Raw genomic sequence first — 25,109 nt, forward strand, 5'->3', positions numbered from 1 at the left:
TTGCTCCCGCGTTGGCGTATCTGGAATTCGAGATTTTTTACAGCGTTTGTCCGGGCCATCCGTGGCCTCTAGGCAGGCGCTGATGGCGCGGCGCAGATGCCGGACGCCCCAAAAGGTGCAAATGACCTATGTCCAAGCGTGATTATTATGAGGTCCTGGGTGTCGAGCGCGGCGCCACCGAAGCTGACCTCAAGAAGGCTTACCGCCGCCTGGCGATGAAGTACCACCCCGACCGCAACCCAGGCGATAAAGAGTCGGAAGACAAGTTCAAGGAGGCCAACGAGGCCTACGAAGTGCTGTCCGATGCCAGCAAGCGCGCGGCGTTCGACCAGTACGGCCATGCCGGCGTCGATCCGAGCATGGGTGGCGGCGGTGCAGGCTTCGGTGGTGCCAACTTCTCCGACATCTTCGGTGACGTGTTCAGCGACTTCTTTGGTGGCGGGCGTGGTGGCGGCCGTGGCGGTGCCCAGCGTGGCAGCGACCTGCGTTACACCCTTGAGCTGAACCTGGAAGAAGCGGTGCGTGGCACCACGGTCAGCATCCGTGTGCCTACGCTGGTCAACTGCAAGCCATGCGATGGTTCTGGCGCCAAGAAGGGCTCGACTCCTTCCACCTGCCCAACCTGCGGTGGCATCGGCCAAGTGCGCATGCAGCAAGGCTTCTTCTCGGTGCAGCAGACCTGCCCTCGCTGCCACGGCCAAGGCAAGATCATCACCGACCCCTGCACCTCGTGCCATGGCGAAGGCCGTGTCGAGGAATACAAGACTCTGTCGGTCAAGGTGCCGGCGGGCGTCGACACGGGCGACCGTATCCGTTTGTCGGGCGAAGGCGAGGCGGGGACCCACGGTGGCCCGACTGGCGACCTGTACGTGGTGATCAACGTGCGTGAGCACGAGATCTTCCAGCGCGATGGCAAGCATCTGTATTGCGAAGTGCCGATCAGCTTCACCGATGCTGCCTTGGGCGGTGAGTTGGAAGTGCCGACCCTCGATGGCCGTGTGAAGCTGAGAATCCCGGAGGGTACCCAGACCGGCAAGCAGTTCCGCTTGCGTGGCAAGGGTGTAGCACCAGTGCGCGGCGGTGGTGCCGGTGACCTGTTGTGCCGTGTTGCGGTGGAAACCCCGGTCAACCTCAGCCGCCGTCAGCGTGAGCTGCTTGAAGAGCTGCGCAGTTCGCTGGAAGGCGATAGCTCCCATTCGCCCAAGGCCAGTGGCTGGTTCGATGGTGTTAAACGCTTCTTCGGCGATCTCTGACAAGGAATAAGCTATGCGACGTATTGCGGTAATGGGCGCAGCAGGGCGGATGGGCAAGACCCTCATCGAAGCCGTGCAGCAAACCCCGGGTGCGGGGCTGACGGCGGCGGTCGATCGCCCTGACAGCTCGCTCGTCGGTGCTGATGCCGGTGAGCTGGCAGCCCTCGGTCGGATCGGCGTGCTGTTGTCCGATGATCTGGTCAAGGTGGCCGACGAATTCGATGTGCTGATCGATTTCACGCACCCATCCGTCACTCTGAAGAATCTGGCGTTCTGCCGTAAGCACGGCAAGGCGATGGTGATCGGCACCACCGGTTTCACGGTCGAGGAGAAGCACTTGCTGGCCGAGGCTGGCAAGGACATACCGATCGTTTTCGCCGCGAACTTCAGTGTGGGCGTCAACCTCAGCCTCAAGCTGCTGGATATGGCGGCGCGGGTGCTGGGTGATGATGTCGATATCGAGATCATCGAGGCGCATCACCGGCACAAAGTCGATGCGCCTTCGGGTACCGCGCTGCGCATGGGTGAAGTGGTCGCCAATGCCCTGGGGCGTGACCTGCAGGAAGTGGCAGTCTATGGCCGTGAGGGGCAGACGGGGGCGCGTGACCGCAAGACCATCGGTTTCGCCACTGTACGTGCCGGTGATGTAGTGGGCGATCACACGGTGCTGTTCGCAGCGGATGGCGAGCGCTTGGAGATCACTCACAAGGCGTCCAGCCGCATGACCTTCGCCAAGGGCGCGGTGCGTGCGGCGCTGTGGCTCGATGGGCGCGCTGCGGGCCTGTACGACATGCAGGACGTGCTCGAACTGCGTTGAGCTGTTGGCCTGCTTCGCGGGTAAGCCTACGAAGCAGGCCACGCCAATGCCGGTCTGTCGCATTGATGTGTTTTAGAGGCACATATGCGGTAGACCCAAAACGCACTTTTCTGTAAGCTACAGCTTTAGTGTGTCCACTAAAAGCGCGCAGCGAATTGAATTCAGCACATAAAAGCGGGGTGACGTGTCCATACGTCACTCCGCTTTTTTGCAACCTGCGATCGCCCTTTCATGCTTGATTAACGGGAGGTCTTCTTGACAAAGCCAGCCATACTCGCCCTTGCCGACGGCAGTATTTTTCGCGGTGAAGCCATTGGTGCCGACGGTCAGACCGTTGGTGAGGTGGTATTCAACACCGCTATGACCGGCTACCAGGAAATCCTTACAGACCCTTCCTACGCGCAGCAAATCGTTACCCTGACCTACCCGCACATCGGCAACACCGGCACCACGCCGCAAGACGCCGAGTCGAACCGTGTCTGGTCCGCTGGCCTGGTCATTCGTGACCTGCCGCTGCTGGCCAGCAACTGGCGTAACACCCAGTCGCTGCCTGAATACCTCAAGGCTAACAACGTCGTTGCCATCGCCGGTATCGACACCCGTCGCCTCACCCGTATCCTGCGTGAGAAAGGCGCTCAGAACGGCTGCATCCTGGCCGGTGACAACATCAGCGAAGAGGCCGCCATCGCCGCTGCCCGTGGCTTCCCAGGCCTTAAAGGCATGGACTTGGCCAAAGTTGTTTCCACCAAGGAGCGCTATGAGTGGCGCTCCAGTGTTTGGGAGCTGAAAACCGACAGCCACCCGACCATCGACGCGGCCGACCTGCCGTACCACGTGGTTGCGTTCGACTATGGCGTCAAGCTGAACATCCTGCGCATGCTGGTCGCCCGCGGCTGCCGCGTGACCGTGGTGCCTGCCCAGACTCCGGCCAGCGAAGTGCTGGCGCTCAATCCGGACGGCGTGTTCCTGTCCAATGGCCCTGGTGATCCGGAGCCGTGCGACTACGCCATCCAGGCGATCAAGGAAATCCTCGAAACCGACATCCCGGTGTTCGGCATTTGCCTGGGTCACCAGCTGCTGGCCCTGGCCTCGGGCGCCAAGACCGTGAAGATGGGCCACGGCCACCACGGTGCCAACCACCCGGTCCAGGACCTGGACACCGGCGTGGTCATGATCACCAGCCAGAACCACGGCTTCGCCGTTGACGAAGCCACCCTGCCGGGCAACGTCCGCGCCATCCACAAGTCGCTGTTCGACGGCACCCTGCAGGGTATCGAGCGCACCGACAAGAGCGCGTTCAGCTTCCAGGGCCACCCTGAAGCGAGCCCAGGCCCGACCGACGTCGCGCCACTGTTCGATCGTTTCACCGATGCCATGGCCAAGCGCCGCTGAGCATTTTGCATCAAGGCCCCGGGCCGGCTCGCGCCGCGCCCGGAAGCGCCTGACCCAGATTGTTCAAGACGGCTTGCCGACTGACCCGCGGATTTGAGTGACAACCATGCCAAAACGTACAGACATCAAAAGCATCCTGATTCTCGGCGCTGGCCCGATCGTGATCGGCCAGGCCTGCGAATTCGACTATTCCGGCGCCCAGGCCTGCAAGGCCCTGCGCGAGGAAGGTTTCCGCGTCATCCTGGTGAACTCCAACCCGGCCACCATCATGACTGACCCAGCCATGGCCGACGCCACCTACATCGAGCCGATCAAATGGCAGTCGGTGGCCAAGATCATCGAGAAAGAGCGCCCTGACGCCGTATTGCCGACCATGGGTGGCCAGACTGCACTGAACTGCGCCCTGGACCTGGAGCGCCACGGCGTTCTGGAAAAGTTCGGTGTCGAGATGATCGGTGCCAATGCCGACACCATCGACAAGGCCGAAGACCGCTCGCGTTTCGACAAGGCCATGAAGGACATCGGCCTGGAGTGCCCGCGCTCCGGCATCGCTCACAGCATGGAAGAGGCCAACGCGGTCCTCGAGAAGCTTGGCTTCCCGTGCATCATCCGCCCGTCGTTCACCATGGGCGGCACTGGCGGTGGTATCGCCTACAACCGTGAAGAATTCGAAGAGATCTGCACCCGCGGTCTGGACCTGTCGCCGACCAAAGAGCTGCTGATCGACGAATCGCTGATCGGCTGGAAGGAATACGAGATGGAGGTTGTCCGTGACAAGAAGGACAACTGCATCATCGTCTGCTCCATCGAGAACTTCGACCCGATGGGTGTGCACACCGGCGACTCGATCACTGTCGCGCCTGCGCAAACCTTGACCGACAAGGAATACCAGATCATGCGCAACGCCTCGCTGGCGGTGCTGCGTGAAATCGGCGTGGAAACCGGCGGTTCCAACGTTCAGTTCGGCATCTGCCCGAACACTGGCCGTATGGTCGTGATCGAAATGAACCCGCGCGTCTCCCGTTCGTCCGCTCTGGCGTCCAAGGCTACCGGCTTCCCGATCGCCAAGATCGCCGCCAAGCTGGCCATTGGTTACACCCTTGACGAGCTGCAGAACGACATCACTGGCGGCCGCACTCCGGCGTCCTTCGAACCGTCGATCGACTACGTCGTCACCAAGCTGCCACGTTTCGCCTTCGAGAAATTCCCGAAAGCCGACGCCCGCCTGACCACCCAGATGAAATCCGTGGGTGAAGTCATGGCCATCGGCCGTACCTTCCAGGAGTCCCTGCAGAAAGCCCTGCGCGGTCTGGAAGTTGGCGCCTGCGGCCTGGACCCTAAAGTCGACCTGGCCAACCCGGAAGCCGCCAGCATCCTCAAGCGCGAACTGACCGTGCCGGGTGCCGAGCGCATCTGGTATGTCGCGGACGCCATGCGCTCGGGCATGACCTGCGAGCAGATCTTCGAGCTGACCGGCATCGACATGTGGTTCCTGGTGCAGATGGAAGACCTGATCAAGGAAGAAGAGAAGGTCAAGACCCTGGCCCTGTCGTCGATCGACAAGGACTACATGCTGCGCCTCAAGCGCAAGGGCTTCTCGGACCAGCGCCTGGCCAAGCTGCTGGGCATCACCGACAAGAACCTGCGCCGTCACCGTCACAAGCTGGAAGTGTTCCCGGTTTACAAGCGCGTCGACACCTGCGCCGCCGAGTTCGCCACCGACACCGCCTACCTGTACTCCACCTATGAGCAAGAGTGCGAGGCCAACCCGTCGACCCGCGACAAGATCATGATCCTCGGCGGTGGCCCGAACCGTATCGGCCAAGGCATCGAGTTCGACTACTGCTGCGTGCACGCCGCACTGGCGCTGCGTGAAGACGGGTACGAGACCATCATGGTCAACTGCAACCCGGAAACCGTCTCCACCGACTATGACACGTCCGACCGCCTGTACTTCGAGCCACTGACCCTGGAAGACGTGTTGGAAGTCTGCCGCGTCGAGAAGCCCAAAGGCGTCATCGTTCACTACGGCGGCCAGACCCCGCTGAAACTGGCTCGCGCCCTGGAAGAAGCTGGCGTGCCAATCATCGGCACCAGCCCGGACGCCATCGACCGCGCCGAAGACCGGGAGCGCTTCCAGCAGATGGTGCAGCGCCTGAGCCTGCTGCAGCCGCCAAACGCTACCGTGCGCAGCGAAGAAGAAGCCATCAGCGCAGCTGGCGGCATCGGTTATCCGCTGGTGGTGCGTCCATCCTACGTGTTGGGCGGCCGCGCCATGGAAATCGTCTACGAACTGGACGAGCTCAAGCGCTACCTGCGTGAAGCGGTACAGGTATCCAACGACAGCCCAGTGCTGCTCGACCACTTCCTCAACTGCGCCATCGAGATGGACGTGGATGCGGTCTGCGACGGCACCGACGTGGTGATCGGCGCGATCATGCAGCACATCGAACAGGCCGGTGTTCACTCCGGTGACTCGGCGTGCTCGCTGCCGCCTTACTCGCTGAGCCAGCAAGTGCAGGACGAAGTACGCGTACAGGTCAAGAAAATGGCCCTGGAACTGGGTGTCGTCGGCCTGATGAACGTGCAGCTCGCTTTGCAGGGCGACAAGATCTACGTGATCGAAGTCAACCCACGCGCCTCGCGTACCGTACCGTTCGTGTCCAAGTGCATCGGCACTTCCCTGGCGATGATCGCAGCCCGTGTCATGGCTGGTAAAACCCTCAAGGAGCTGGGCTTCACCCAGGAAATCATCCCGAACTTCTACAGCGTCAAGGAAGCCGTCTTCCCGTTCGCCAAGTTCCCAGGGGTTGACCCGATCCTCGGCCCTGAGATGAAATCGACCGGTGAAGTCATGGGTGTCGGCGACAGCTTCGGCGAAGCTTTCGCCAAGGCCCAGATGGGTGCCAGCGAAGTCCTGCCTACTGGCGGTACCGCGTTTATCAGCGTGCGCGACGACGACAAACCGCAAGTGGCGGGCGTTGCCCGTGACCTGATCGCCCTGGGCTTCGAAGTGGTTGCAACGGCAGGCACTGCCAAGGTCATCGAAGCCGCTGGCCTGAAAGTGCGCCGTGTGAACAAGGTGACCGAAGGCCGCCCACACGTGGTCGACATGATCAAGAACGACGAAGTGTCGCTGATCATCAACACCACCGAAGGCCGTCAGTCGATCGCTGACTCCTACTCGATTCGCCGCAATGCGCTGCAGCACAAGATCTACTGCACCACTACCATTGCGGCCGGTGAAGCCATCTGCGAGGCGTTGAAATTCGGTCCGGAGAAGACTGTTCGTCGCCTGCAGGATCTGCATGCAGGACTCAAAGCATGAGCATTACCAAATACCCGATGACCGTCCAGGGCGCTCGCGCCCTGGAAGAGGAATTGACCTTCCTGAGCAAGACCGAGCGCCCGCGCCTGAGCCAAGCCATTGGCGAAGCGCGCGAGCTGGGCGACCTCAAGGAAAACGCCGAATACCACGCCGCCCGTGAAGAGCAGGGCATGGTCGAGGCGCGCATCCGTGACATCGAAGGCCGCCTGCAGAACTCGGTGGTGATCGACGTCACTACCATCGCTCACACCGGCAAGGTGATTTTCGGCACCACCGTGGTGCTGGCCAACACCGAAACCGACGATGAGGTGACCTACCAGATCGTTGGCGAAGATGAAGCTGACGTGAAACAAGGCAAGCTTTCGAACAGCGCACCTATCGCCCGTGCCATCATTGGCAAGGAAGAAGGTGACACCGTGGTGGTGAAGACACCAAGCGGTACGGTCGAGTACGAGATTGTCGAAGTCAAACACATCTGAGCGGCGCCTGCGGGCGCCATCCCTTGAGGGGATCCTCTGGCAACTGGCCCAGGTTTTCTGGGTCGGTGGCCTTTGGGTGTTCCATGTGGGGTTGGTGCCGGCGCTGAAAGTCAGTGGCCTTGCACCCTTGCTGGTGCAGGATGTCGCCGGGCAGATCGACCGTTGGTTGATCGGCGTGGCACTGCTTGGTTTGCTCACTCAGCTGGCGGTATTGGCGAGAGTGGACGGCCTGGCGGCCTGGTGGCGGCAGTTTCGCGGGCAAATGCTGTTGTTGGGCCTTGCGGCCTGCGTGGGGTACTACACCTTGCGCTACGGTATTTCGGTCGGCGAGCGCTGGCAGATGTTCTGTTTCCTGGTGCTGGGTTTCTCCGGCATCGTGCTGGTAGCCCAGCCGGTCCCGCTCAGGGCGCGCCAAGCGCGCCACTGACTGGGCTCAACCGCGCCCCTGTGCAAGCAGGCGTTGCGGTGGTTGGCACGGGCTTGGCCCGTGTTCGCAGGTAAGCCCGCTCCCACAGGCATCGCACAGGGCTGTTGGAAAGCCCTTGCCCGTTACTTGTAACGGTGAATGTTGGACAGTTGCTTGTTTGGCTGTGGGTTCTTGCGATAGATCAACGCCTTCTTGCCAATGGTCTGTACCAGCTCGGCACGACCTGCCTTGCACAGTTCGGCAATGGCTGCGGCACGTTCTTCGCGGTCTTCCGAGCGGATTTCGACCTTGATCAGTTCATGGTCGGCCAGTGCACGCTCAAGTTCAGCGATGACGCCTTCGTTCAAACCGTTGCCAGCGACGATCAGGACCGGCTTGAGGTCGTGACCAATGGATTTGTATTGCTTCTTCTGCTCGTTATTGAGCGGCATAATCTGACCCTTTCCGTCTGATTCTGTAAAATTGACCGGCATTTTACCCGAGGGCCACCGGCTCCGCCCAGTCAATCACCACGCATATCATCGAGGTGCCCCGTGGTACAACGTTCCAAAAGCAGCGCAAACTGGCTGCGAGAGCATTTCAACGATCCTTTTGTGAAACAGGCGCAGAAGGACGGCTACCGCTCGCGTGCTAGCTACAAACTCCTGGAGATCCAGGAGAAAGACCGTCTTATTCGTCCCGGCATGAGCGTCATCGACCTCGGCGCGGCCCCGGGGGGCTGGTCACAGGTGACCAGTCGTCTGATTGGTGGTCAGGGGCGACTGATCGCCTCGGACATCCTGGAAATGGACTCCATCCCCGACGTGACCTTCATCCAAGGTGATTTCACCCAGGACGAAGTGCTGCAACAGATATTGCAGGCGGTCGGTGATTCGCACGTGGACCTTGTGATTTCAGACATGGCCCCCAATATGAGTGGTACGCCTGCGGTCGACATGCCGCGAGCCATGTTCCTCTGCGAGCTGGCCCTGGATCTGGCGACCCGCGTGCTCAAACCAGGCGGGGACTTCCTGATCAAGATCTTCCAGGGTGAGGGTTTCGATATGTACCTCAAGGACGTGCGTAGCAAGTTCGACAAGGTGCAGATGCGCAAGCCTTCGTCATCGCGGGATCGTTCCCGTGAGCAGTACTTGCTGGGCAGGGGTTTCAAAGGAGCATGAGGCGAATTGCGCGTTGGTCGATAGTTATTTCCAATCGGCTCTCGCGTCTGGATCGTCCGATCTTCGTGTAGTCTGAGTTTCACAAAGGGTTACAGACGGTGCCTGCGGATGCGTAGGTAATGTAGTAAGTTAGGGCGATGAATATCATGCGAGGCACGGCTGCGTCGTGCGCCGGCCTCAGAGGGTAGCGAATTGAACGACATGGCAAAGAATCTGATCCTCTGGTTGATCATCGCAGCCGTCCTGGTGACGGTGATGAACAACTTCTCCAGCCCTAACGAGCCGCAGACCCTCAACTACTCCGACTTCATCCAGCAGGTCAAGGATGGCAAGGTCGAGCGTGTGACTGTCGACGGCTACATCATCACGGGTAAGCGCACCGACGGTGACAACTTCAAGACCGTCCGCCCAGCCATCACCGACAATGGCTTGATCGGCGACCTGGTCGACAATCACGTGGTCGTCGAAGGCAAGCAGCCCGAGCAGCAGAGCATCTGGACCCAGCTGTTGGTGGCGAGCTTCCCGATATTGGTAATCATCGCCGTATTCATGTTCTTCATGCGCCAGATGCAGGGTGGTGCAGGGGGCAAGGGTGGGCCGATGAGCTTTGGCAAGAGCAAGGCGCGGCTGCTGTCCGAAGATCAGGTCAAGACCACGCTGGCTGACGTCGCCGGTTGCGACGAAGCCAAGGAAGAGGTTGGCGAGCTGGTCGAGTTCCTGCGCGACCCAGGCAAGTTCCAGCGCCTGGGCGGCCGCATTCCGCGCGGGGTGCTGATGGTCGGCCCGCCTGGCACGGGTAAAACATTGCTGGCAAAAGCCATTGCCGGTGAAGCCAAGGTGCCGTTCTTCACCATCTCTGGTTCCGACTTCGTCGAGATGTTCGTCGGCGTTGGTGCCAGCCGTGTGCGTGATATGTTCGAGCAGGCCAAGAAGCACGCGCCTTGCATCATCTTCATCGACGAGATCGACGCGGTGGGCCGCCATCGTGGTGCCGGCATGGGCGGTGGTCACGACGAGCGTGAGCAAACCCTCAACCAGCTGCTGGTGGAGATGGACGGCTTTGAAATGAACGATGGCATCATCGTCATCGCCGCCACCAACCGCCCGGACGTGCTCGACCCTGCGCTGTTGCGCCCTGGTCGCTTCGACCGCCAGGTCGTGGTGGGCTTGCCGGATATCCGCGGCCGTGAGCAGATTCTCAAGGTGCACATGCGCAAGGCGCCGATCGGCGATAACGTCAACCCGGCTGTGATTGCCCGTGGTACCCCTGGTTTCTCCGGTGCCGACCTGGCCAACCTGGTCAACGAGGCTGCGCTGTTTGCGGCACGTGCCAACAAGCGCTTGGTCGAGATGAAAGAGTTCGAGCTGGCCAAAGACAAGATCATGATGGGCGCGGAGCGCAAAACCATGGTCATGTCCGAGAAAGAAAAACGAAACACCGCTTACCACGAAGCGGGCCACGCCATCGTCGGGCGCCTGGTGCCTGAGCACGACCCAGTCTACAAGGTTTCGATCATTCCCCGTGGTCGAGCCCTGGGTGTGACCATGTTCCTGCCGGAAGAAGACCGTTACAGCCTGTCCAAACGCGCTTTGATCAGCCAGATCTGCTCGTTGTACGGCGGCCGTATTGCCGAGGAAATGACCTTGGGCTTCGATGGTGTCACCACCGGTGCCTCCAACGACATCATGCGCGCCAGCCAGATCGCTCGTAACATGGTGACCAAATGGGGCCTGTCGGAAAAACTAGGCCCGCTGATGTACGCCGAAGAAGAAGGTGAGGTGTTCCTCGGTCGTAGCGCTGGCAGCCAGCACGCAAGCGTCTCCGGTGAAACCGCTAAGCTGATCGACTCCGAAGTGCGCAGCATCATCGACCAGTGCTATGCCACGGCCAAGCAGCTGTTGATCGAGAACCGCGACAAGCTTGAAGCGATGACCGAAGCGCTGATGAAGTACGAAACCATCGACTCCGATCAGATCGACGACATCATGGCTGGCCGTACACCGCGTGAGCCTCGCGATTGGGACGATGATAAGAACTCGGGCACTCCAGCAGCCCAGGACGATCGTCCGGAATCGCCGATCGGCGGGCCGGCAGCGCAACACTAAGGGCATCTATGAGCTCAGTGCAGTACCCGACCCGGTTGCCTTGCGGCAACCGGGTTCTTGACCTTTCCCGTACCCATGTTATGGGTATTCTCAATGTCACCCCGGATTCCTTCTCCGATGGCGGTCGCTTTAGCCAGCGCGACGAGGCGTTGCGCCATGCCGAGGCGATGATCACGGCTGGCGCCACCTTGATCGACATCGGGGGTGAGTCGACCCGGCCCGGTGCGCGCGCGGTTTCGGTCACTGAAGAGATCGAACGCGTGGCGCCGATGGTCGAGGCCATCAACAGCCGGTTCGATGTGGTGATCTCAGTCGATACTTCCACGCCCGCGGTGATCCGCGAATCGGCGCGCCTTGGTGCTGGCCTGATCAACGACGTACGTGCCCTGGAGCGCGACGGCGCCCTGGATGCCGCGGCGGACACCGGCTTGCCGGTTTGCCTTATGCATATGCGTGGCGAGCCTGGGAACATGCAGGATGATCCGCATTACGACGATGTCGCCGCCGAGGTTGGGAGCTACCTCGAACAGCGCATGGCGGCGTGCGCTGCTGCAGGTATCCCCGCTGAGCGCATCATTCTTGATCCAGGTTTCGGGTTCGCCAAGACACTGGCGCACAACCTCAGCCTGTTCAAGCATCTCGAAGCGTTCTATCGCCTTGGTCGCCCGCTGCTGGTGGGCGTTTCGCGCAAAAGCATGATCGGCCTTACGTTGAACCGTCCGGTCGATGAGCGGCTGTACGGCAGCCTCGCGCTGGCAGCATTGGCTATGACCAAGGGTGCCAGCATTCTGCGCGTCCATGATGTGGCCGAAACCGTCGATGTCGTGCGCATGATCGCCGCGGTGCAGAACGCCGAATAAGAACTTTTGGAGTCACTATGAGCAGAAAATACTTTGGTACCGACGGTATCCGTGGCCGCGTCGGTGAATACCCGATCACGCCGGATTTCATGTTGAAGCTGGGCTGGGCGGCCGGCATGGCCTTTCGCAAGCAAGGCAACTGCCGGGTGCTGGTGGGTAAGGACACGCGTATTTCCGGTTACATGTTCGAATCGGCGCTAGAGGCAGGTTTGTCGGCGGCGGGGGCTGACGTGATGCTGCTCGGGCCGATGCCGACCCCGGCCATCGCGTACCTGACCCGCACCTTCCATGCCGAAGCCGGCATTGTCATCAGTGCCTCGCACAACCCTCACGATGACAACGGCATCAAGTTCTTCTCAGGCCAAGGCACCAAGCTGCCCGACGAAGTCGAATTGATGATCGAAGAGTTGCTCGACCAGCCGATGACCGTGGTCGAATCGAGCAAACTGGGCAAGGTGTCGCGCATCAACGATGCGGCGGGGCGTTACATCGAGTTCTGTAAGAGCAGCGTGCCGAGCAGTACTGGGTTCGAAGGCCTCAAACTGGTGGTCGATTGTGCTCACGGCGCCACCTACAAGGTTGCACCAAGCGTGTTTCGCGAGCTTGGAGCCGATGTGACCGTGCTCCATGCGCAGCCCGACGGCCTGAACATCAACGAGGGTTGCGGCTCGACTCACATCGAATCGTTGCAGGCTGCCGTGCTGGTCGGTCATGCCGACCTGGGTATCGCTTTTGACGGCGATGGTGACCGCGTGCTGATGGTCGATCACACAGGGGCGATCGTCGACGGTGACGAATTGCTGTACATCATTGCTCGCGACCTGCACGAACGTGGCAAGTTGCAGGGCGGGGTGGTCGGCACACTGATGAGCAACCTGGGCCTGGAGCTGGCGCTCAAGGACTTGGATATCCCCTTCGTGCGCGCCAAGGTTGGCGATCGCTACGTGATGGCTGAGCTGCTCGAGCGTGACTGGTTGATTGGCGGGGAGAACTCCGGGCATGTCGTTTGCTGCAATCACACCACGACGGGTGACGCGATCATTGCCGCGCTGCAGGTGCTGATGGCGCTCAAGCGCCGGGGTGAAACCCTGGCTCAGGCTCGCCAGGCGTTGCGCAAGTGCCCTCAGGTGTTGATCAACGTGCGCTTTGGTGCGAGCAAGGTCGACCCGTTGGAGCACCCTGCGGTCAAGCAAGCCAGTGCCAAGGTCACCGAAGCCATGGCTGGGCGTGGGCGCGTGCTGCTGCGTAAATCCGGCACCGAGCCCTTGGTGCGGGTGATGGTCGAAGGCGACGACGAAAACCAGGTGCGCGGCCATGCCGAAGCCTTGGCCAAGCTGGTCACCGAAGTTTGTGCCTGAAAGAGGCTTGCCAGCGCAGATCGGGTTGGGTAAGATCTGCGCCCACTTTGACCGACGAGGTAAAGCATGCGTCGCCCCATGGTAGCTGGTAACTGGAAGATGCACGGTACCCGCGCCAGCGTCGCTGAGCTGATCCTGGGCCTGGGCGATATGTCCGTGCCGAACGGTGTCGAAGTAGCGGTGTTTCCACCCGCGTTATTCATCAATCAAGTCGTTGATGGGTTGCAAGGCAAGGAAATCGCCGTCGGAGCACAGAATTCTGCAATAAAGCCCGAACAGGGCGCGCTGACCGGTGAAGTTGCACCCAGTCAGTTGGTTGAAGCAGGTTGCAAGTTTGTCTTGATTGGCCATTCCGAACGCCGCCAGATCATTGGCGAAAGTGAAGAAGTGTTGAAAGAGAAGTTTGCAGCCGCTCAACTTAGTGGTTTAATGCCGGTGCTTTGCGTAGGGGAAACCCTCGAAGAGCGCGAGGCAGGCAAAACCCTCGAAGTTGTCGGGGGTCAACTAAGCAGTATCATCGACGCGTTCGGTGTTAAGGCTTTTGCCAAAGCAGTAATTGCCTATGAGCCTGTTTGGGCCATTGGCACAGGTTTGACGGCTTCGCCTCAGCAGGCTCAGGATGTGCACGCAGCCATCCGGGCGCAGTTGGCAGCCGAAGACGCCGAAGTTGCCGCAAGCGTGCAGCTTCTCTACGGCGGCAGCGTGAAGGCGGCCAATGCGGCCGAACTGTTCGGCATGCCGGATATCGATGGGGGGCTCATTGGTGGAGCTTCCCTGAACGCAGACGAATTCGGTGCAATTTGTCGCGCCGCAGGAAACTGAACAAATGCTGGAAACAGTTATCGTTGTTTTTCATCTGTTGGCAGCGCTGTCGCTTGTAGTGCTGGTTCTGCTGCAACAGGGTAAAGGTGCGGAAGCAGGAGCATCTTTCGGCGCAGGTGCCTCAAACACCGTGTTCGGAAGCCAAGGTTCTGCAACGTTCCTAAGTAAATTAACTGCTATACTCGCTGCCACTTTCTTTTTGACAGCACTTGGGTTAGGATACTTCGCGAAGCAACAAGCTCACCAGCTTAGCCAAGCAGGTCTTCCAGATCCAGCAGTGCTAGAAGTGAAAGAGCAGCCCAAACCGGCAGTTAATGATGATGTACCGGTGCTCCAGGAGCAGAAGAGCGAAACCACCCCTAAAGGTGATGTACCTCCTCCGGCCGAAGAGCAGAAGTAACGGGTTTCAAGTAGTAGTATTGCCGAGGTGGTGGAATTGGTAGACACGCAACCTTGAGGTGGTTGTGCCCATAGGGTGTAGGGGTTCGAGTCCCCTTCTCGGTACCAATTGAAGCTTGAGAGCCCGCTTTAGCGGGCTTTCTTGCAGGTGAAGGTTTGGATTTGACCCTTGAGTAGGTTAGGTCTTATACTTTCGCCCCAGCTTTGTCGCGGGGTGGAGCAGCTTGGTAGCTCGTCGGGCTCATAACCCGAAGGTCGTTGGTTCAAATCCAGCCCCCGCAACCAGCTTCAGCGGAGCCCCTTTTAAGGGGCTTTTTGCTAGCTGAAGAATTTACGGCGTCGTTGTCCTACGGCGCTTTCAGGGATGGGCGCTTCGCCCATTTTTTATTTGCACAGCATGCACGAGGGGGTTCAGGTGTCGAGCAAGCTAGAACAGTTGCAGGCCTTGTTGGCCCCGGTGGTCGAGGGTCTGGGCTATCAGTGCTGGGGGATCGAGTTCGTATCCCAGGGTAAGCATTCGGTACTGCGCATCTATATCGACAAGGAAGGTGGCATCCTGGTGGACGACTGCGAAGCGGTCAGCCGGCAGGCCAGCGCGATCCTCGATGTGGAAGATCCTATTAGCAGCGAATATACCCTTGAGGTCTCCTCTCCAGGCATGGATCGCCCACTGTTCACGTTGGAACAGTTTGCCTCGCATGCCGGCGAACAAGTGAAGATCAAGCTGCGTTCACCCTTCGAGGGTCGTCGTAACTTCCAGGGCCTTCTCCGTGGTGTGGAGGAGCAGGATGTGGTGGTTCAGGTGGACAACCAAGAGTTCCTGCTGCCGATCGACTCGATCGACAAGGCCAATATTATTCCCAGTTTTGACTGAGACGTGCCGGGCCCGGCGGATTATCCGGGCCCAATGGCTTGCGCAAGGCGAGGCGTACGATGAGCAAAGAAGTACTGCTGGTTGTTGAATCGGTATCCAACGAAAAAGGTGTACCGCCCGGCGTCATTTTCGAAGCGCTGGAGGTGGCCCTGGCCACTGCAACCAAAAAACGTTTTGAGGACGAAGTCGACCTGCGTGTGGAAATCAACCGCCACACCGGTAGCTACGAAACGTTCCGTCGCTGGACCGTGGTCGACGAAAACGACCTGGACGATCCTGCGATCGAAACCTGGCTGGACAAGATCAAGGACACGCATCCGGAAGCCAAAATCGGTGATGTGATCGAAGAAAAGATCGAGTCCATCGAGTTCGGCCGTATCGCCGCGCAGACCGCCAAGCAGGTCATCGTGCAGAAGGTCCGTGAAGCCGAGCGCGCCCAGGTGGTCGACGCCTACCGCGAGCGGGTCAACGAGATCATCTCCGGCACCGTCAAGAAAGTTACCCGCGACAACGTCATCGTTGACCTGGGCAACAACGCCGAGGCCCTGTTGGCCCGCGAAGACATCATTCCACGTGAGACCTTCCGAGTCGGTGTACGCTTGCGTGCCCTGCTCAAGGAAATCCGCACCGAGAACCGCGGCCCTCAGCTGATTCTGTCGCGTACTGCGCCACAGATGCTGATCGAGCTGTTCCGCATCGAAGTGCCGGAAATCGCCGAAGGCCTCATCGAAGTCATGGCAGCCTCCCGTGATCCGGGTTCGCGTGCCAAGATCGCCGTCCGCTCCAAGGACAAGCGTATCGATCCGCAAGGTGCCTGCATCGGCATGCGTGGTTCGCGCGTCCAGGCCGTATCCGGCGAGCTGGGTGGTGAGCGTGTGGATATCGTCCTGTGGGACGAGAACCCGGCGCAGTTCGTCATCAACGCCATGTCGCCGGCTGAAGTCGCGGCGATCATCGTTGATGAAGATGCCCATGCAATGGACATCGCCGTCGCCGAAGACAACCTGGCCCAGGCCATTGGCCGTGGTGGTCAGAACGTTCGCCTGGCCAGTCAGCTGACTGGCTGGACCCTGAACGTGATGACCGAGAAGGACATCCAGGCCAAGCAACAGGCTGAAACCGGTGACATCCTGCGCAATTTCATCGAAGAGTTGGAAGTCGACGAGGAGCTGGCCCAAGTGCTGGTCGACGAAGGCTTCACCAGCCTCGAAGAAATTGCCTACGTACCGTTGGAAGAAATGCTCAACATCGATGGCTTTGACGAAGATATCGTCAATGAGCTGCGCGCTCGTGCCAAGGACCGTTTGTTGACCAAGGCCATCGCTACCGAAGAAAAACTGGCAGACGCTCATCCGTCCGAAGACCTGCTCTCCCTCGAGGGCATGGACAAGGACCTGGCAGCGGAACTGGCGGTGCGCGGCGTGGTTAACCGCGAAGACCTGGCCGAGCAGTCGATTGACGACCTGCTCGACATCGACGGCATCGACGAAGAGCGTGCCGGCAAGTTGATCATGGCCGCCCGAGCCCACTGGTTCGAGTAATTAGGCGCGGCCTGAGGAGAGAAGTGCATGACGCAAGTCACGGTGAAAGAACTGGCCCAAGAGGTCGAGGCACCGGTAGAGCGCCTGCTGCAGCAGATGCGTGAGGCAGGTCTGCCGCACACCGACGCCGGTCAGGTAGTGACCGACAATGAGAAGCAGACTCTGCTGACCCATTTGAAAAGCAGCCACAAGAGCAAGGCGGAAGAGCCGCGCAAGATTACCTTGCAGCGCAAAACCACCAGCACCCTGCGTGTCGCCGGTAGCAAGAGCATTAGCGTAGAAGTACGCAAGAAGAAAGTTTTCGTGCAGCGCAGCCAGGAAGAAATCCAGGCTGAGCAAAAACGTGAGCTCGATGAGCGCCGCGCGGCTGAAAATGCCGCTCGCGAAAAGGTCGAGGCCGAAGTGCGCCAGCGCAATGAAGAGCAGGCTCGCCGTCAGGCGCAAGCCACTGCCTCCACTGCGGCGCCTGCCGCCAAGGCTGAGCCCGCGCCGGCACCAGCTCCAGCTCCGGTCGTGGCCGACGCACCAGCGTCCGAAGACGCCGCAGCCCGTGCTGCCGAGCGCAAGAAGGACGAAGCCCGTCGCAACGAAGGCCGCACCCGTGACGAAGACCGTCGTGGTGGCGAGCGTCGTGGCGAAGCGCCACGTGTGTCGATCAAGGTCAAGGTCAAGGAGAAGGAAAAAGCTCCGACCCCTCGTGCCGCGCCACGCACCACCGATGAAGAGAGCGATGGCGTACGCCGTGGCCGCGGTGGCAAGAGCAAGCTGAAGAAACGCAACCAGCACGGCTTCCAGAACCCGACCGGCCCCGTCATCCGTGACGTGACCATCGGCGAGACCATTACCGTCTCCGAGCTTGCCAACCAGATGTCCGTCAAGGGCGCCGAAGTGGTCAAGTTCATGTTCAAGCTGGGTACGCCGGTCACCATCAACCAGGTGCTCGACCGGGAAACCGCTCAGCTGGTCGCCGAAGAACTGGGCCACAAAGTGACCCTGGTTAGCGATACCGCCCTGGAAGACTCCCTGGCCGAGTCGCTGAAGTTCGAAGGTGAAGTTGAATCCCGCGCGCCGGTCGTCACCGTCATGGGTCACGTTGACCATGGCAAGACCTCGCTGCTCGACTACATCCGTCGTGCCAAGGTAGCTGCCGGCGAAGCCGGTGGTATCACCCAGCACATCGGTGCCTACCACGTGGAAACCGACCGCGGCATGGTCACCTTCCTCGATACCCCAGGCCACGCCGCGTTCACCGCGATGCGTGCCCGTGGTGCCAAGGCCACCGACATCGTCATCCTGGTAGTGGCGGCGGACGACGGCGTGATGCCACAGACCCGCGAGGCCGTTCAGCATGCCAAGGCAGCTGGCGTTCCGCTGGTGGTTGCAGTGAACAAGATCGATAAGCCTGGTGCCGACCTCGATCGCATTCGCAACGAACTGGCCGTCGAAGGCGTAACCTCCGAGGACTGGGGTGGTGACACGCCATTCGTCAAGGTTTCGGCGAAGATGGGTACCGGTGTCGACGAGCTGCTTGAAGCCGTCCTGCTGCAGGCCGAGATCCTCGAGCTGACCGCTACTCCGACCGCTCCTGGTCGTGGCGTGGTGGTCGAATCGCGCCTGGACAAGGGCCGTGGCCCGGTGGCAACCATCCTGGTTCAGGACGGTACCCTGCGTCAGGGCGACATGGTCCTGTGCGGCTCCAACTATGGCCGCGTGCGTGCCATGCTCGACGAGAACGGCAAGCCTGTGAAGCAAGCCGGCCCGTCGATCCCGGTCGAGATTCTTGGCCTGGACGGTACCCCGGAAGCCGGTGACGAGCTGTCCGTGGTTGCCGACGAGAAGAAGGCCCGCGAAGTTGCCCTGTTCCGTCAAGGCAAGTACCGCGAGGTCAAGCTGGCCCGTGCTCACGCCGGCAAGCTGGAAAACATCTTCGAGACCATGGGTCAGGAAGAGAAGAAGACCCTCAACATCGTCCTCAAGACCGACGTTCGCGGCTCCCTGGAAGCACTGCAGGGTTCGCTGTCGGGCCTGGGCAACGACGAAGTTCAGGTACGCGTGATCGGTGGCGGCGTCGGTGGTATCACCGAAAGCGACGCCAACCTGGCGCTGGCTTCGAATGCAGTACTGTTCGGCTTCAACGTGCGTGCCGATGCCGGTGCGCGCAAGATCGTCGAGCAGGAAGGTCTGGATATGCGTTACTACAACGTGATCTACGACATCATCGAAGACGTCAAGAAGGCTCTGACCGGCATGCTCGGCAGCGATGTTCGCGAGAACATCCTGGGTGTGGCCGAAGTGCGTGACGTGTTCCGTTCGCCGAAGTTCGGCGCCATCGCTGGCTGTATGGTCATCGAAGGTACCGTGTACCGCAACCGTCCGATCCGCGTACTGCGCGAAGACGTTGTGATCTTCGAAGGCGAGCTGGAATCGCTGCGTCGCTTCAAGGACGACGCTGCCGAAGTGCGTTCGGGCATGGAGTGCGGTATTGGCGTCAAGAGCTACAACGACGTCAAGGTCGGCGACAAGATCGAAGTCTTCGAGAAAGTCCAGGTTGCTCGTACCCTCTAAGGGAGAGCAGGGCGCCAGCCCCCGCCGCAGGGCGGTGGGCAGCGCCTCAGTAGGTAGCGCCCGGTCAGGCACCCGCCTCACCGGGCGTTTGCCGCTTTAAGTTACAGGTAGCAAGAATGGCCAAAGAATACAGCCGTACCCAACGTATCGGGGATCAGATGCAGCGTGAGCTGGCCGAGCTGATCCGCCGTGAAGTCAAGGACCCACGCGTCGGCCTGGTGACCATCACCGCCGTGGATGTCAGCCGCGACCTGGGCCATGCCAAGGTCTTCATCACCGTCATGGGCGAAGAAGCGCCAGACGCCGTGCAGCAGTCGCTCAAGGCCTTGAACAGCGCCGCCAGCTTCCTGCGCCTGCACCTGGGCCGCTCGATGCAGCTTCGCAGCGTGCCGCAACTGCACTTCCACTTCGATGAAAGTGTCAGCCGCGGTGTTCACCTGTCGGCGCTGATCGAGCGTGCAGTGGCCGAAGACCGCCTGCACAAGGATGCCGACGAGCCGGACGCCAAGGAGTAAGCGGTGGCCCAGGTCAAACGTATCCGCCGCAACGTCAGCGGCATCATCCTGCTCGACAAGCCGCTGGGTTTCACTTCCAATGCTGCGCTGCAGAAAGTCCGCTGGCTGCTCAATGCCGAGAAGGCTGGCCACACCGGCAGCCTCGACCCGCTGGCAACTGGCGTGCTGCCACTGTGCTTCGGTGAGGCCACCAAGTTTTCGCAGTACTTGCTCGATTCCGACAAGGGCTACGAAACGGTCATGCAGATGGGGCAGACTACTACTACTGCCGACGCCGAAGGCGAAGTCCTGCAGACCCGCGAAGTGACCGTTGGTCGCGCCGACATCGAAGCCGTGATCCCGCGTTTTCGCGGGGAAATCCGTCAGGTACCGCCGATGTACTCGGCACTCAAGCGCGACGGCCAGCCGCTTTACAAGCTGGCGCGTGCAGGAGAGGTAGTGGAGCGCGAGGCGCGTTCTGTTACTATTGGCCGCTTGGAGCTGCTCGAGTGCGAAGGCACCCGCGCGCGGTTGTCGGTAGGCTGCAGCAAAGGCACCTATATCCGTACCCTGGTAGAGGATATCGGTGAGGCGCTAGGCTGCGGTGCATACGTCGCCGAGCTGCGCCGCACCCAGGCCGGGCCCTTCGCCCTGGCCCAGACGGTTACCCTCGAGGAACTCGAGCAGGCCCACGCCGAAGGCGGAAATGAGGCGCTCGACCGCTTCCTGATGCCGTCCGACAGTGGGCTGCAAGACTGGCCCCTGGTGTGCCTGTCCGAGCACAGCGCGTTCTACTGGCTGCATGGCCAGGCAGTGCGGGCGCCGGATGCACCGCAGTTCGGCATGGTCCGCGTACAGGATCACAATGCCCGCTTCATCGGTATCGGTGAAGTGAGCGAAGACGGGCGCATCGCGCCGCGTCGACTGATTCGGTCGGAATGACCGAAACCATCGGCCGAGGCTTGTGCCGAAACCGGTGGGCGAGGGTGGCTGTTAGTAGGCACGGTCACAACTCATTTTATTAATACAGGGTTCAGTCCCTGGCCTATTGGAGCCTGCTTGCAGGATCCGTTGAATTTGGAGAAGCCTCATGGCCCTCAGCGTTGAAGAAAAAGCTCAGATCGTTGCCGATTACCAGCAAGCCGCCGGCGATACCGGTAGCCCGGAAGTGCAGGTTGCTCTGCTGACCGCCAACATCAACAAGCTGCAAGGCCACTTCAAGGCCAACGATAAAGACCACCACTCCCGTCGTGGTCTGATCCGTATGGTCAACCAGCGTCGTAAGCTGCTGGATTACCTGAAGGGCAAAGACACCACTCGTTACAGCGCCCTGATCGGTCGCCTGGGCCTGCGTCGCTAATAGCGGCCTGGTCAGTGGTGTGCATGGCGTGTCGCAAGCTTCGGCTATGCTGCTTTGCAGTATCGCCGTCGGGCACGCCACGCGTATCTGCGAGGTTGGCAGCCTGGTTGTGCTGAGCGGTTTTCCGCGCAGCGGCCAGGCTCCCAACCTCGTGTTGTATCTGGACGGTCAATGGGGCCGATTCCCCGTTCTGCCCAAGAATTCGCAAGAAACCAGTTCCCCCAGAGCCACTGAAAAAAGGTAGGAAACCGTGAACCCGGTAATCAAGAAATTCCAGTTCGGTCAATCGACCGTTACTCTCGAAACGGGCCGTATTGCCCGTCAGGCAACCGGCGCCGTGCTGGTTACCGTCGACAACGATGTCACCGTGCTGGTGACCGTGGTCGGCGCCAAGCAGGCCGACCCAGGCAAGGGCTTCTTCCCTCTGTCTGTCCACTACCAGGAAAAGACCTACGCTGCCGGCAAGATCCCAGGTGGCTTCTTCAAGCGTGAAGGCCGTCCTTCCGAGAAAGAGACGCTGACCTCGCGCCTGATCGACCGTCCGATCCGCCCGCTGTTCCCAGAAGGCTTCATGAACGAAGTGCAGGTCGTCTGCACCGTGGTTTCGACCAGCAAGAAGACCGACCCGGACATCGCAGCGATGATCGGTACCTCGGCCGCCCTGGCGATCTCCGGTATTCCGTTCGAAGGCCCGATCGGCGCAGCCCGCGTTGCCTTCCACGAAAGCACTGGCTACCTGCTGAACCCGACTTACGAGCAACTGGCTGCCTCGAGCCTGGACATGGTTGTTGCCGGTACTTCCGACGCCGTGCTGATGGTTGAGTCCGAAGCACAAGAGCTGACCGAAGACCAGATGCTGGGCGCAGTACTGTTCGCCCACGACGAATTCCAGGCGGTCATCCAGGCGGTCAAGGAGCTGGCTGCAGAAGCTGGCAAGCCAACCTGGGACTGGAAACCGGCCGTTGCCAACACCGAGCTGTTCAACGCCATCCGCGCCGAATTCGGCGAAGCCGTTTCCCAGGGCTACACCATCACCGTCAAGGCTGACCGCTATGCGCGCCTGGGCGAGCTGCGTGATCAGGCCGTTGCCAAGTTCTCCGGTGAGGAAGGCCAGCCGTCGGCTGCTGAAGTCAAAGAGATCTTCGGCGAAATCGAATACCGCACCGTGCGCGAAAACATCGTCAACGGCAAGCCTCGTATCGACGGCCGCGACACCAAGACCGTGCGCCCGCTGAACATCGAAGTTGGCGTGCTGCCCAAGACTCACGGTTCGGCGCTGTTCACCCGTGGCGAAACTCAGGCCCTGGTCGTTGCGACCCTGGGTACTGCACGTGATGCCCAACTGCTGGACACCCTCGAAGGCGAGAAAAAAGACCCGTTCATGCTGCACTACAACTTCCCACCGTTCTCGGTAGGCGAGTGTGGCCGCATGGGTGGTGCTGGCCGCCGCGAAATCGGTCACGGCCGCCTGGCCCGTCGTTCGGTACAGGCCATGCTGCCTGCTGCCGACGTGTTCCCGTACACCATCCGTGTAGTGTCGGAAATCACCGAATCCAACGGTTCCAGCTCCATGGCTTCGGTCTGCGGTGCCTCCCTGGCGCTGATGGACGCTGGCGTGCCGATGAAGGCGCCGGTTGCCGGTATCGCTATGGGCCTGGTCAAGGAAGGCGAGAAATTCGCAGTCCTGACCGACATTCTGGGTGACGAAGACCACCTGGGCGACATGGACTTCAAGGTAGCCGGTACCGCCAAAGGCGTGACCGCGCTGCAGATGGACATCAAGATCAACGGCATCACCGAAGAAATCATGGAGATCGCCCTGGGCCAAGCCCTGGAAGCGCGCCTGAACATCCTCGGTCAGATGAACCAGATCATTGGCCAGTCGCGTACCGAACTGTCGGCCAACGCCCCGACCATGATCGCGATGAAGATCGACACCGACAAGATCCGTGACGTCATCGGCAAGGGCGGCGCGACCATTCGCGCCATCTGCGAAGAAACCAAGGCTTCGATCGACATCGAAGACGACGGCTCGATCAAGATCTTCGGCGAAACCAAAGATGCGGCAGAAGCTGCCAAGCAGCGTATTCTGGGCATCACCGCCGAGGCCGAGATCGGCAAGATCTACGTCGGCAAGGTCGAGCGCATCGTCGACTTCGGCGCCTTCGTCAACATCCTGCCAGGCAAAGACGGCCTGGTGCACATCTCGATGCTGAGCGACGCTCGTGTCGAGAAAGTGACCGATGTGCTGAAAGAAGGCCAGGAAGTTGAGGTATTGGTACTGGACGTGGACAACCGCGGCCGTATCAAGCTGTCGATCAAGGACGTAGCTGCAGCCAAGGCTTCGGGCGTCTAAGCGTCTGACCTGAGAACGAAAAAGGGCCCTTTGAGGGCCCTTTTTTTATGCGCTTCGGGAACCTTTTGCGGACTTGCATCTTGCATGCAGGTTTTTCCTGCTGATTGCAAAATGCACGACAAGCACCTTAGGTGAATTTATGTAAGTGTATGATTTATAAGGTAAATACTAAATTCTGAAAGCTGGCACAGCACATGCAATCGTATAAGTACCTGCCGCCAGGACACACGGCGCAGACCTTTCGATAAACAGGAGTGACCCAAATGAAGAAGTTCGCCATTGCTGCCGCTACTGCTACCGCTCTGACCCTGACCATGGCTAACGCAGCGTTCGCCCAGCAGTCCACCCAGGCTCCAATGACCCTGGCTGCTGGCGAGATGACCAAAGCCAAGGAAGCTACCTCGGACACCTGGATCACCACCAAGGTTAAATCCGATCTGCTGACCGAGAAGGGCATCCCAGGCAGCGACATCAAGGTCGAGACCAACAAAGGTGTCGTATCCCTGTCGTCCACCACTGCTGTGACCGAATCTCAGAAAGAAATGGCCGTATCTATTGCCAAGAAAATCAAAGGCGTCAAAGCCGTTTCGGCTGACGGCCTGAAAGCCGAATAAGGATTGTCCCGTCGGCCAAACGGATTTGGCCACTCATACCCAGCAAGCCCCGGTTATTACCGGGGCTTGCTTTTTGTGCAGTCAGAAGCCCGGGTTGCGGGCCACGACATCGCTCTCGAAGCATTCCTGCTCGAGGATCAGAGGTTCGACCAGGGGCCTGCTGTCACGAAAATGCGCAGTCTGAATATGCGCTTCGTACGCATCTACGTCGGTGTAGATTTCGTAGAGATAGATCACATCGGCATCCGCTCGGTCTTGTGAGACGTCGAATACCAGGCAACCCGGCTCATTTGCCACCGAGGCGGCCGCGTTGACTTTGATGGCGGTCAGAAATGCCTCGGCACAGCCAGCTTTGACGCGATTCTTGATGAACAGACTGTACACAGCACGCTCCTTTTGTTTTAAATTCAATATAGAATTGTATACAAAAACGGAGCCGCGCCAATGTCTGATTTACCAGTTCGCCCGGGTCGCCTGAATGGCCTGCGCCACATCGCATTGTTGGTACCCAACCTTGAGGAGTGCGAGCGCTTTTATGTCGATGTAATGGGCATGAAGGTACTCAACCGCGCCAATGAAGACCTGGTGTACCTGACCTGTGGCAATGACAACCTTTCGCTGGGGCGTGGGGCAGGGGTGGCCAATGGGCTGCAGACCCTGGACCATTACGGGTTCATCGTCGATAGCGTGGAGGAACTGGAAGCCTGGTTCCACTACTTCAAGGCGCGGGGCGTGACCCTGCTGGACAAGCCATTCAACCATGGTGACGGCGCCCGCAGTTTCCACATACTCGACCCTGCTGGGAACAAGGTGCAGCCGCTGTATCACCCGGCAGTATCGGGCCAGCGGCTGGTGTAAGCGTGAACTGGCCTTCGTGGGTAAGCGCGAAGGCCCCTGCCTGGTT

At 60.1% G+C, this 25,109-nt stretch carries 23 protein-coding genes and 2 tRNA genes; 23 read left to right on the plus strand and 2 right to left on the minus strand.

Annotated elements, in window-relative coordinates; all coding sequences use genetic code 11:
* The first annotated feature begins 128 nt into the window (after window positions 1–128).
* The 6 genes from dnaJ to HU725_RS03290 all read left to right on the plus strand — a co-directional run bounded on the left by dnaJ (window position 129) and on the right by HU725_RS03290 (window position 7,696).
* Window positions 129–1,253 carry a molecular chaperone DnaJ gene (gene dnaJ, locus HU725_RS03265; RefSeq protein WP_060478647.1) on the plus strand — a complete coding sequence of 375 codons (1,125 nt, stop codon included), beginning with the start codon at window positions 129–131 and terminating at the stop codon, window positions 1,251–1,253.
* A 13-nt stretch (window positions 1,254–1,266) separates the two neighbouring features.
* Entirely contained in the window at window positions 1,267–2,070 is an 804-nt protein-coding gene (gene dapB, locus HU725_RS03270) for a 4-hydroxy-tetrahydrodipicolinate reductase (protein ID WP_186478857.1), read from the plus strand.
* 255 nt (window positions 2,071–2,325) lie between these two features.
* Entirely contained in the window at window positions 2,326–3,462 is a 1,137-nt protein-coding gene (gene carA, locus HU725_RS03275; protein ID WP_060478645.1) for a glutamine-hydrolyzing carbamoyl-phosphate synthase small subunit, read from the plus strand.
* Between the two features lie 106 nt (window positions 3,463–3,568).
* Complete coding sequence (carB, locus tag HU725_RS03280; RefSeq protein ID WP_060478644.1) at window positions 3,569–6,790, plus strand: carbamoyl-phosphate synthase large subunit; 3,222 nt, start codon at window positions 3,569–3,571, stop codon at window positions 6,788–6,790.
* A complete protein-coding gene (gene greA / locus HU725_RS03285) occupies window positions 6,787–7,269 on the plus strand; it encodes a transcription elongation factor GreA (protein WP_081016656.1) in 483 nt (160 codons plus the stop codon). The genes carB and greA overlap by 4 nt, the downstream gene beginning before the upstream one ends.
* A complete protein-coding gene (locus tag HU725_RS03290) occupies window positions 7,247–7,696 on the plus strand; it encodes an MFS transporter (protein ID WP_081016655.1) in 450 nt (149 codons plus the stop codon). Before greA ends, HU725_RS03290 begins: the two co-directional genes overlap by 23 nt.
* A gap of 122 nt (window positions 7,697–7,818) precedes the next feature.
* Here HU725_RS03290 and yhbY read toward each other — a convergent pair whose 3' ends face one another.
* Window positions 7,819–8,127, minus strand: coding sequence for a ribosome assembly RNA-binding protein YhbY (gene yhbY / locus HU725_RS03295; RefSeq protein WP_054892619.1), 309 nt, complete (start codon window positions 8,125–8,127; stop codon window positions 7,819–7,821).
* A 102-nt stretch (window positions 8,128–8,229) separates the two neighbouring features.
* Between yhbY and rlmE the strand changes: the two genes are divergently transcribed.
* The 16 genes from rlmE to HU725_RS03375 all read left to right on the plus strand — a co-directional run bounded on the left by rlmE (window position 8,230) and on the right by HU725_RS03375 (window position 24,205).
* Window positions 8,230–8,856 carry a 23S rRNA (uridine(2552)-2'-O)-methyltransferase RlmE gene (rlmE, locus tag HU725_RS03300; RefSeq protein WP_054885642.1) on the plus strand — a complete coding sequence of 209 codons (627 nt, stop codon included), beginning with the start codon at window positions 8,230–8,232 and terminating at the stop codon, window positions 8,854–8,856.
* Between the two features lie 201 nt (window positions 8,857–9,057).
* Window positions 9,058–10,962 (plus strand): ATP-dependent zinc metalloprotease FtsH, encoded by a 1,905-nt coding sequence (gene ftsH, locus HU725_RS03305; RefSeq protein ID WP_060478643.1) that lies wholly within the window; start codon window positions 9,058–9,060, stop codon window positions 10,960–10,962.
* A gap of 8 nt (window positions 10,963–10,970) precedes the next feature.
* Entirely contained in the window at window positions 10,971–11,822 is an 852-nt protein-coding gene (folP, locus tag HU725_RS03310) for a dihydropteroate synthase (RefSeq protein WP_186478856.1), read from the plus strand.
* A 17-nt stretch (window positions 11,823–11,839) separates the two neighbouring features.
* Window positions 11,840–13,180 carry a phosphoglucosamine mutase gene (gene glmM / locus HU725_RS03315; RefSeq protein WP_060478641.1) on the plus strand — a complete coding sequence of 447 codons (1,341 nt, stop codon included), beginning with the start codon at window positions 11,840–11,842 and terminating at the stop codon, window positions 13,178–13,180.
* A 66-nt stretch (window positions 13,181–13,246) separates the two neighbouring features.
* Window positions 13,247–14,002: a triose-phosphate isomerase gene (gene tpiA / locus HU725_RS03320; RefSeq protein ID WP_186478855.1), complete on the plus strand. Its 756-nt coding sequence runs from the start codon at window positions 13,247–13,249 to the stop codon at window positions 14,000–14,002.
* A gap of 4 nt (window positions 14,003–14,006) precedes the next feature.
* The gene (gene secG / locus HU725_RS03325; RefSeq protein ID WP_060478639.1) at window positions 14,007–14,402 is read left to right on the plus strand and encodes a preprotein translocase subunit SecG; all 396 of its coding nucleotides are present in this window, start codon (window positions 14,007–14,009) and stop codon (window positions 14,400–14,402) included.
* 21 nt (window positions 14,403–14,423) lie between these two features.
* Window positions 14,424–14,509 (plus strand) — tRNA-Leu (locus tag HU725_RS03330).
* A gap of 100 nt (window positions 14,510–14,609) precedes the next feature.
* A tRNA-Met gene (locus HU725_RS03335) sits at window positions 14,610–14,686 on the plus strand.
* A gap of 130 nt (window positions 14,687–14,816) precedes the next feature.
* On the plus strand, window positions 14,817–15,275 hold the full coding sequence (gene rimP, locus HU725_RS03340) for a ribosome maturation factor RimP (protein WP_009685348.1): 459 nt from the start codon (window positions 14,817–14,819) through the stop codon (window positions 15,273–15,275).
* A gap of 59 nt (window positions 15,276–15,334) precedes the next feature.
* Complete coding sequence (gene nusA / locus HU725_RS03345) at window positions 15,335–16,816, plus strand: transcription termination factor NusA (RefSeq protein WP_060478638.1); 1,482 nt, start codon at window positions 15,335–15,337, stop codon at window positions 16,814–16,816.
* Window positions 16,817–16,843: 27 nt separating this feature from the next.
* Entirely contained in the window at window positions 16,844–19,381 is a 2,538-nt protein-coding gene (infB, locus tag HU725_RS03350) for a translation initiation factor IF-2 (RefSeq protein ID WP_186478854.1), read from the plus strand.
* A 116-nt stretch (window positions 19,382–19,497) separates the two neighbouring features.
* The gene (gene rbfA, locus HU725_RS03355; protein WP_033696035.1) at window positions 19,498–19,896 is read left to right on the plus strand and encodes a 30S ribosome-binding factor RbfA; all 399 of its coding nucleotides are present in this window, start codon (window positions 19,498–19,500) and stop codon (window positions 19,894–19,896) included.
* Window positions 19,897–19,899: 3 nt separating this feature from the next.
* Window positions 19,900–20,817 (plus strand): tRNA pseudouridine(55) synthase TruB, encoded by a 918-nt coding sequence (gene truB, locus HU725_RS03360; RefSeq protein ID WP_186478853.1) that lies wholly within the window; start codon window positions 19,900–19,902, stop codon window positions 20,815–20,817.
* A 148-nt stretch (window positions 20,818–20,965) separates the two neighbouring features.
* Window positions 20,966–21,235 (plus strand): 30S ribosomal protein S15, encoded by a 270-nt coding sequence (gene rpsO / locus HU725_RS03365; protein WP_016391796.1) that lies wholly within the window; start codon window positions 20,966–20,968, stop codon window positions 21,233–21,235.
* A gap of 250 nt (window positions 21,236–21,485) precedes the next feature.
* Window positions 21,486–23,591 (plus strand): polyribonucleotide nucleotidyltransferase, encoded by a 2,106-nt coding sequence (pnp, locus tag HU725_RS03370; RefSeq protein ID WP_060478635.1) that lies wholly within the window; start codon window positions 21,486–21,488, stop codon window positions 23,589–23,591.
* A gap of 263 nt (window positions 23,592–23,854) precedes the next feature.
* Complete coding sequence (locus HU725_RS03375) at window positions 23,855–24,205, plus strand: BON domain-containing protein (RefSeq protein WP_186478852.1); 351 nt, start codon at window positions 23,855–23,857, stop codon at window positions 24,203–24,205.
* An 81-nt stretch (window positions 24,206–24,286) separates the two neighbouring features.
* Here the strand turns inward: HU725_RS03375 and HU725_RS03380 are convergent, their stop codons facing one another.
* Window positions 24,287–24,589 (minus strand): heme-binding protein, encoded by a 303-nt coding sequence (locus tag HU725_RS03380; RefSeq protein WP_186478851.1) that lies wholly within the window; start codon window positions 24,587–24,589, stop codon window positions 24,287–24,289.
* Between the two features lie 60 nt (window positions 24,590–24,649).
* On the opposite strand from HU725_RS03380, the gene HU725_RS03385 reads away from it, so the two are divergent.
* Window positions 24,650–25,063, plus strand: a complete 414-nt coding sequence (locus HU725_RS03385) for a VOC family protein (protein WP_186478850.1) — start codon at window positions 24,650–24,652, stop codon at window positions 25,061–25,063.
* Window positions 25,064–25,109: the final 46 nt, after the last annotated feature.

Source organism: Pseudomonas promysalinigenes (assembly GCF_014269025.2).
GTDB classification, from domain to species: Bacteria; Pseudomonadota; Gammaproteobacteria; order Pseudomonadales; family Pseudomonadaceae; genus Aquipseudomonas; species Aquipseudomonas promysalinigenes.

Excerpts from the sequence above, each read along its gene's own strand:
- dnaJ (WP_060478647.1), top strand. The coding sequence starts at position 129 with ATGTCCAAGCGTGATTATTATGAGGTCCTGGGTGTCGAGCGCGGCGCC.
- dapB (WP_186478857.1), top strand. The coding sequence starts at position 1,267 with ATGCGACGTATTGCGGTAATGGGCGCAGCAGGGCGGATGGGCAAGACC.
- carB (WP_060478644.1), top strand. The coding sequence starts at position 3,569 with ATGCCAAAACGTACAGACATCAAAAGCATCCTGATTCTCGGCGCTGGC.
- greA (WP_081016656.1), top strand. The coding sequence starts at position 6,787 with ATGAGCATTACCAAATACCCGATGACCGTCCAGGGCGCTCGCGCCCTG.
- yhbY (WP_054892619.1), bottom strand. The coding sequence starts at position 8,127 with ATGCCGCTCAATAACGAGCAGAAGAAGCAATACAAATCCATTGGTCAC.
- ftsH (WP_060478643.1), top strand. The coding sequence starts at position 9,058 with ATGGCAAAGAATCTGATCCTCTGGTTGATCATCGCAGCCGTCCTGGTG.
- folP (WP_186478856.1), top strand. The coding sequence starts at position 10,971 with ATGAGCTCAGTGCAGTACCCGACCCGGTTGCCTTGCGGCAACCGGGTT.
- glmM (WP_060478641.1), top strand. The coding sequence starts at position 11,840 with ATGAGCAGAAAATACTTTGGTACCGACGGTATCCGTGGCCGCGTCGGT.
- tpiA (WP_186478855.1), top strand. The coding sequence starts at position 13,247 with ATGCGTCGCCCCATGGTAGCTGGTAACTGGAAGATGCACGGTACCCGC.
- secG (WP_060478639.1), top strand. The coding sequence starts at position 14,007 with ATGCTGGAAACAGTTATCGTTGTTTTTCATCTGTTGGCAGCGCTGTCG.
- nusA (WP_060478638.1), top strand. The coding sequence starts at position 15,335 with ATGAGCAAAGAAGTACTGCTGGTTGTTGAATCGGTATCCAACGAAAAA.
- infB (WP_186478854.1), top strand. The coding sequence starts at position 16,844 with ATGACGCAAGTCACGGTGAAAGAACTGGCCCAAGAGGTCGAGGCACCG.
- rbfA (WP_033696035.1), top strand. The coding sequence starts at position 19,498 with ATGGCCAAAGAATACAGCCGTACCCAACGTATCGGGGATCAGATGCAG.
- rpsO (WP_016391796.1), top strand. The coding sequence starts at position 20,966 with ATGGCCCTCAGCGTTGAAGAAAAAGCTCAGATCGTTGCCGATTACCAG.
- HU725_RS03375 (WP_186478852.1), top strand. The coding sequence starts at position 23,855 with ATGAAGAAGTTCGCCATTGCTGCCGCTACTGCTACCGCTCTGACCCTG.
- HU725_RS03385 (WP_186478850.1), top strand. The coding sequence starts at position 24,650 with ATGTCTGATTTACCAGTTCGCCCGGGTCGCCTGAATGGCCTGCGCCAC.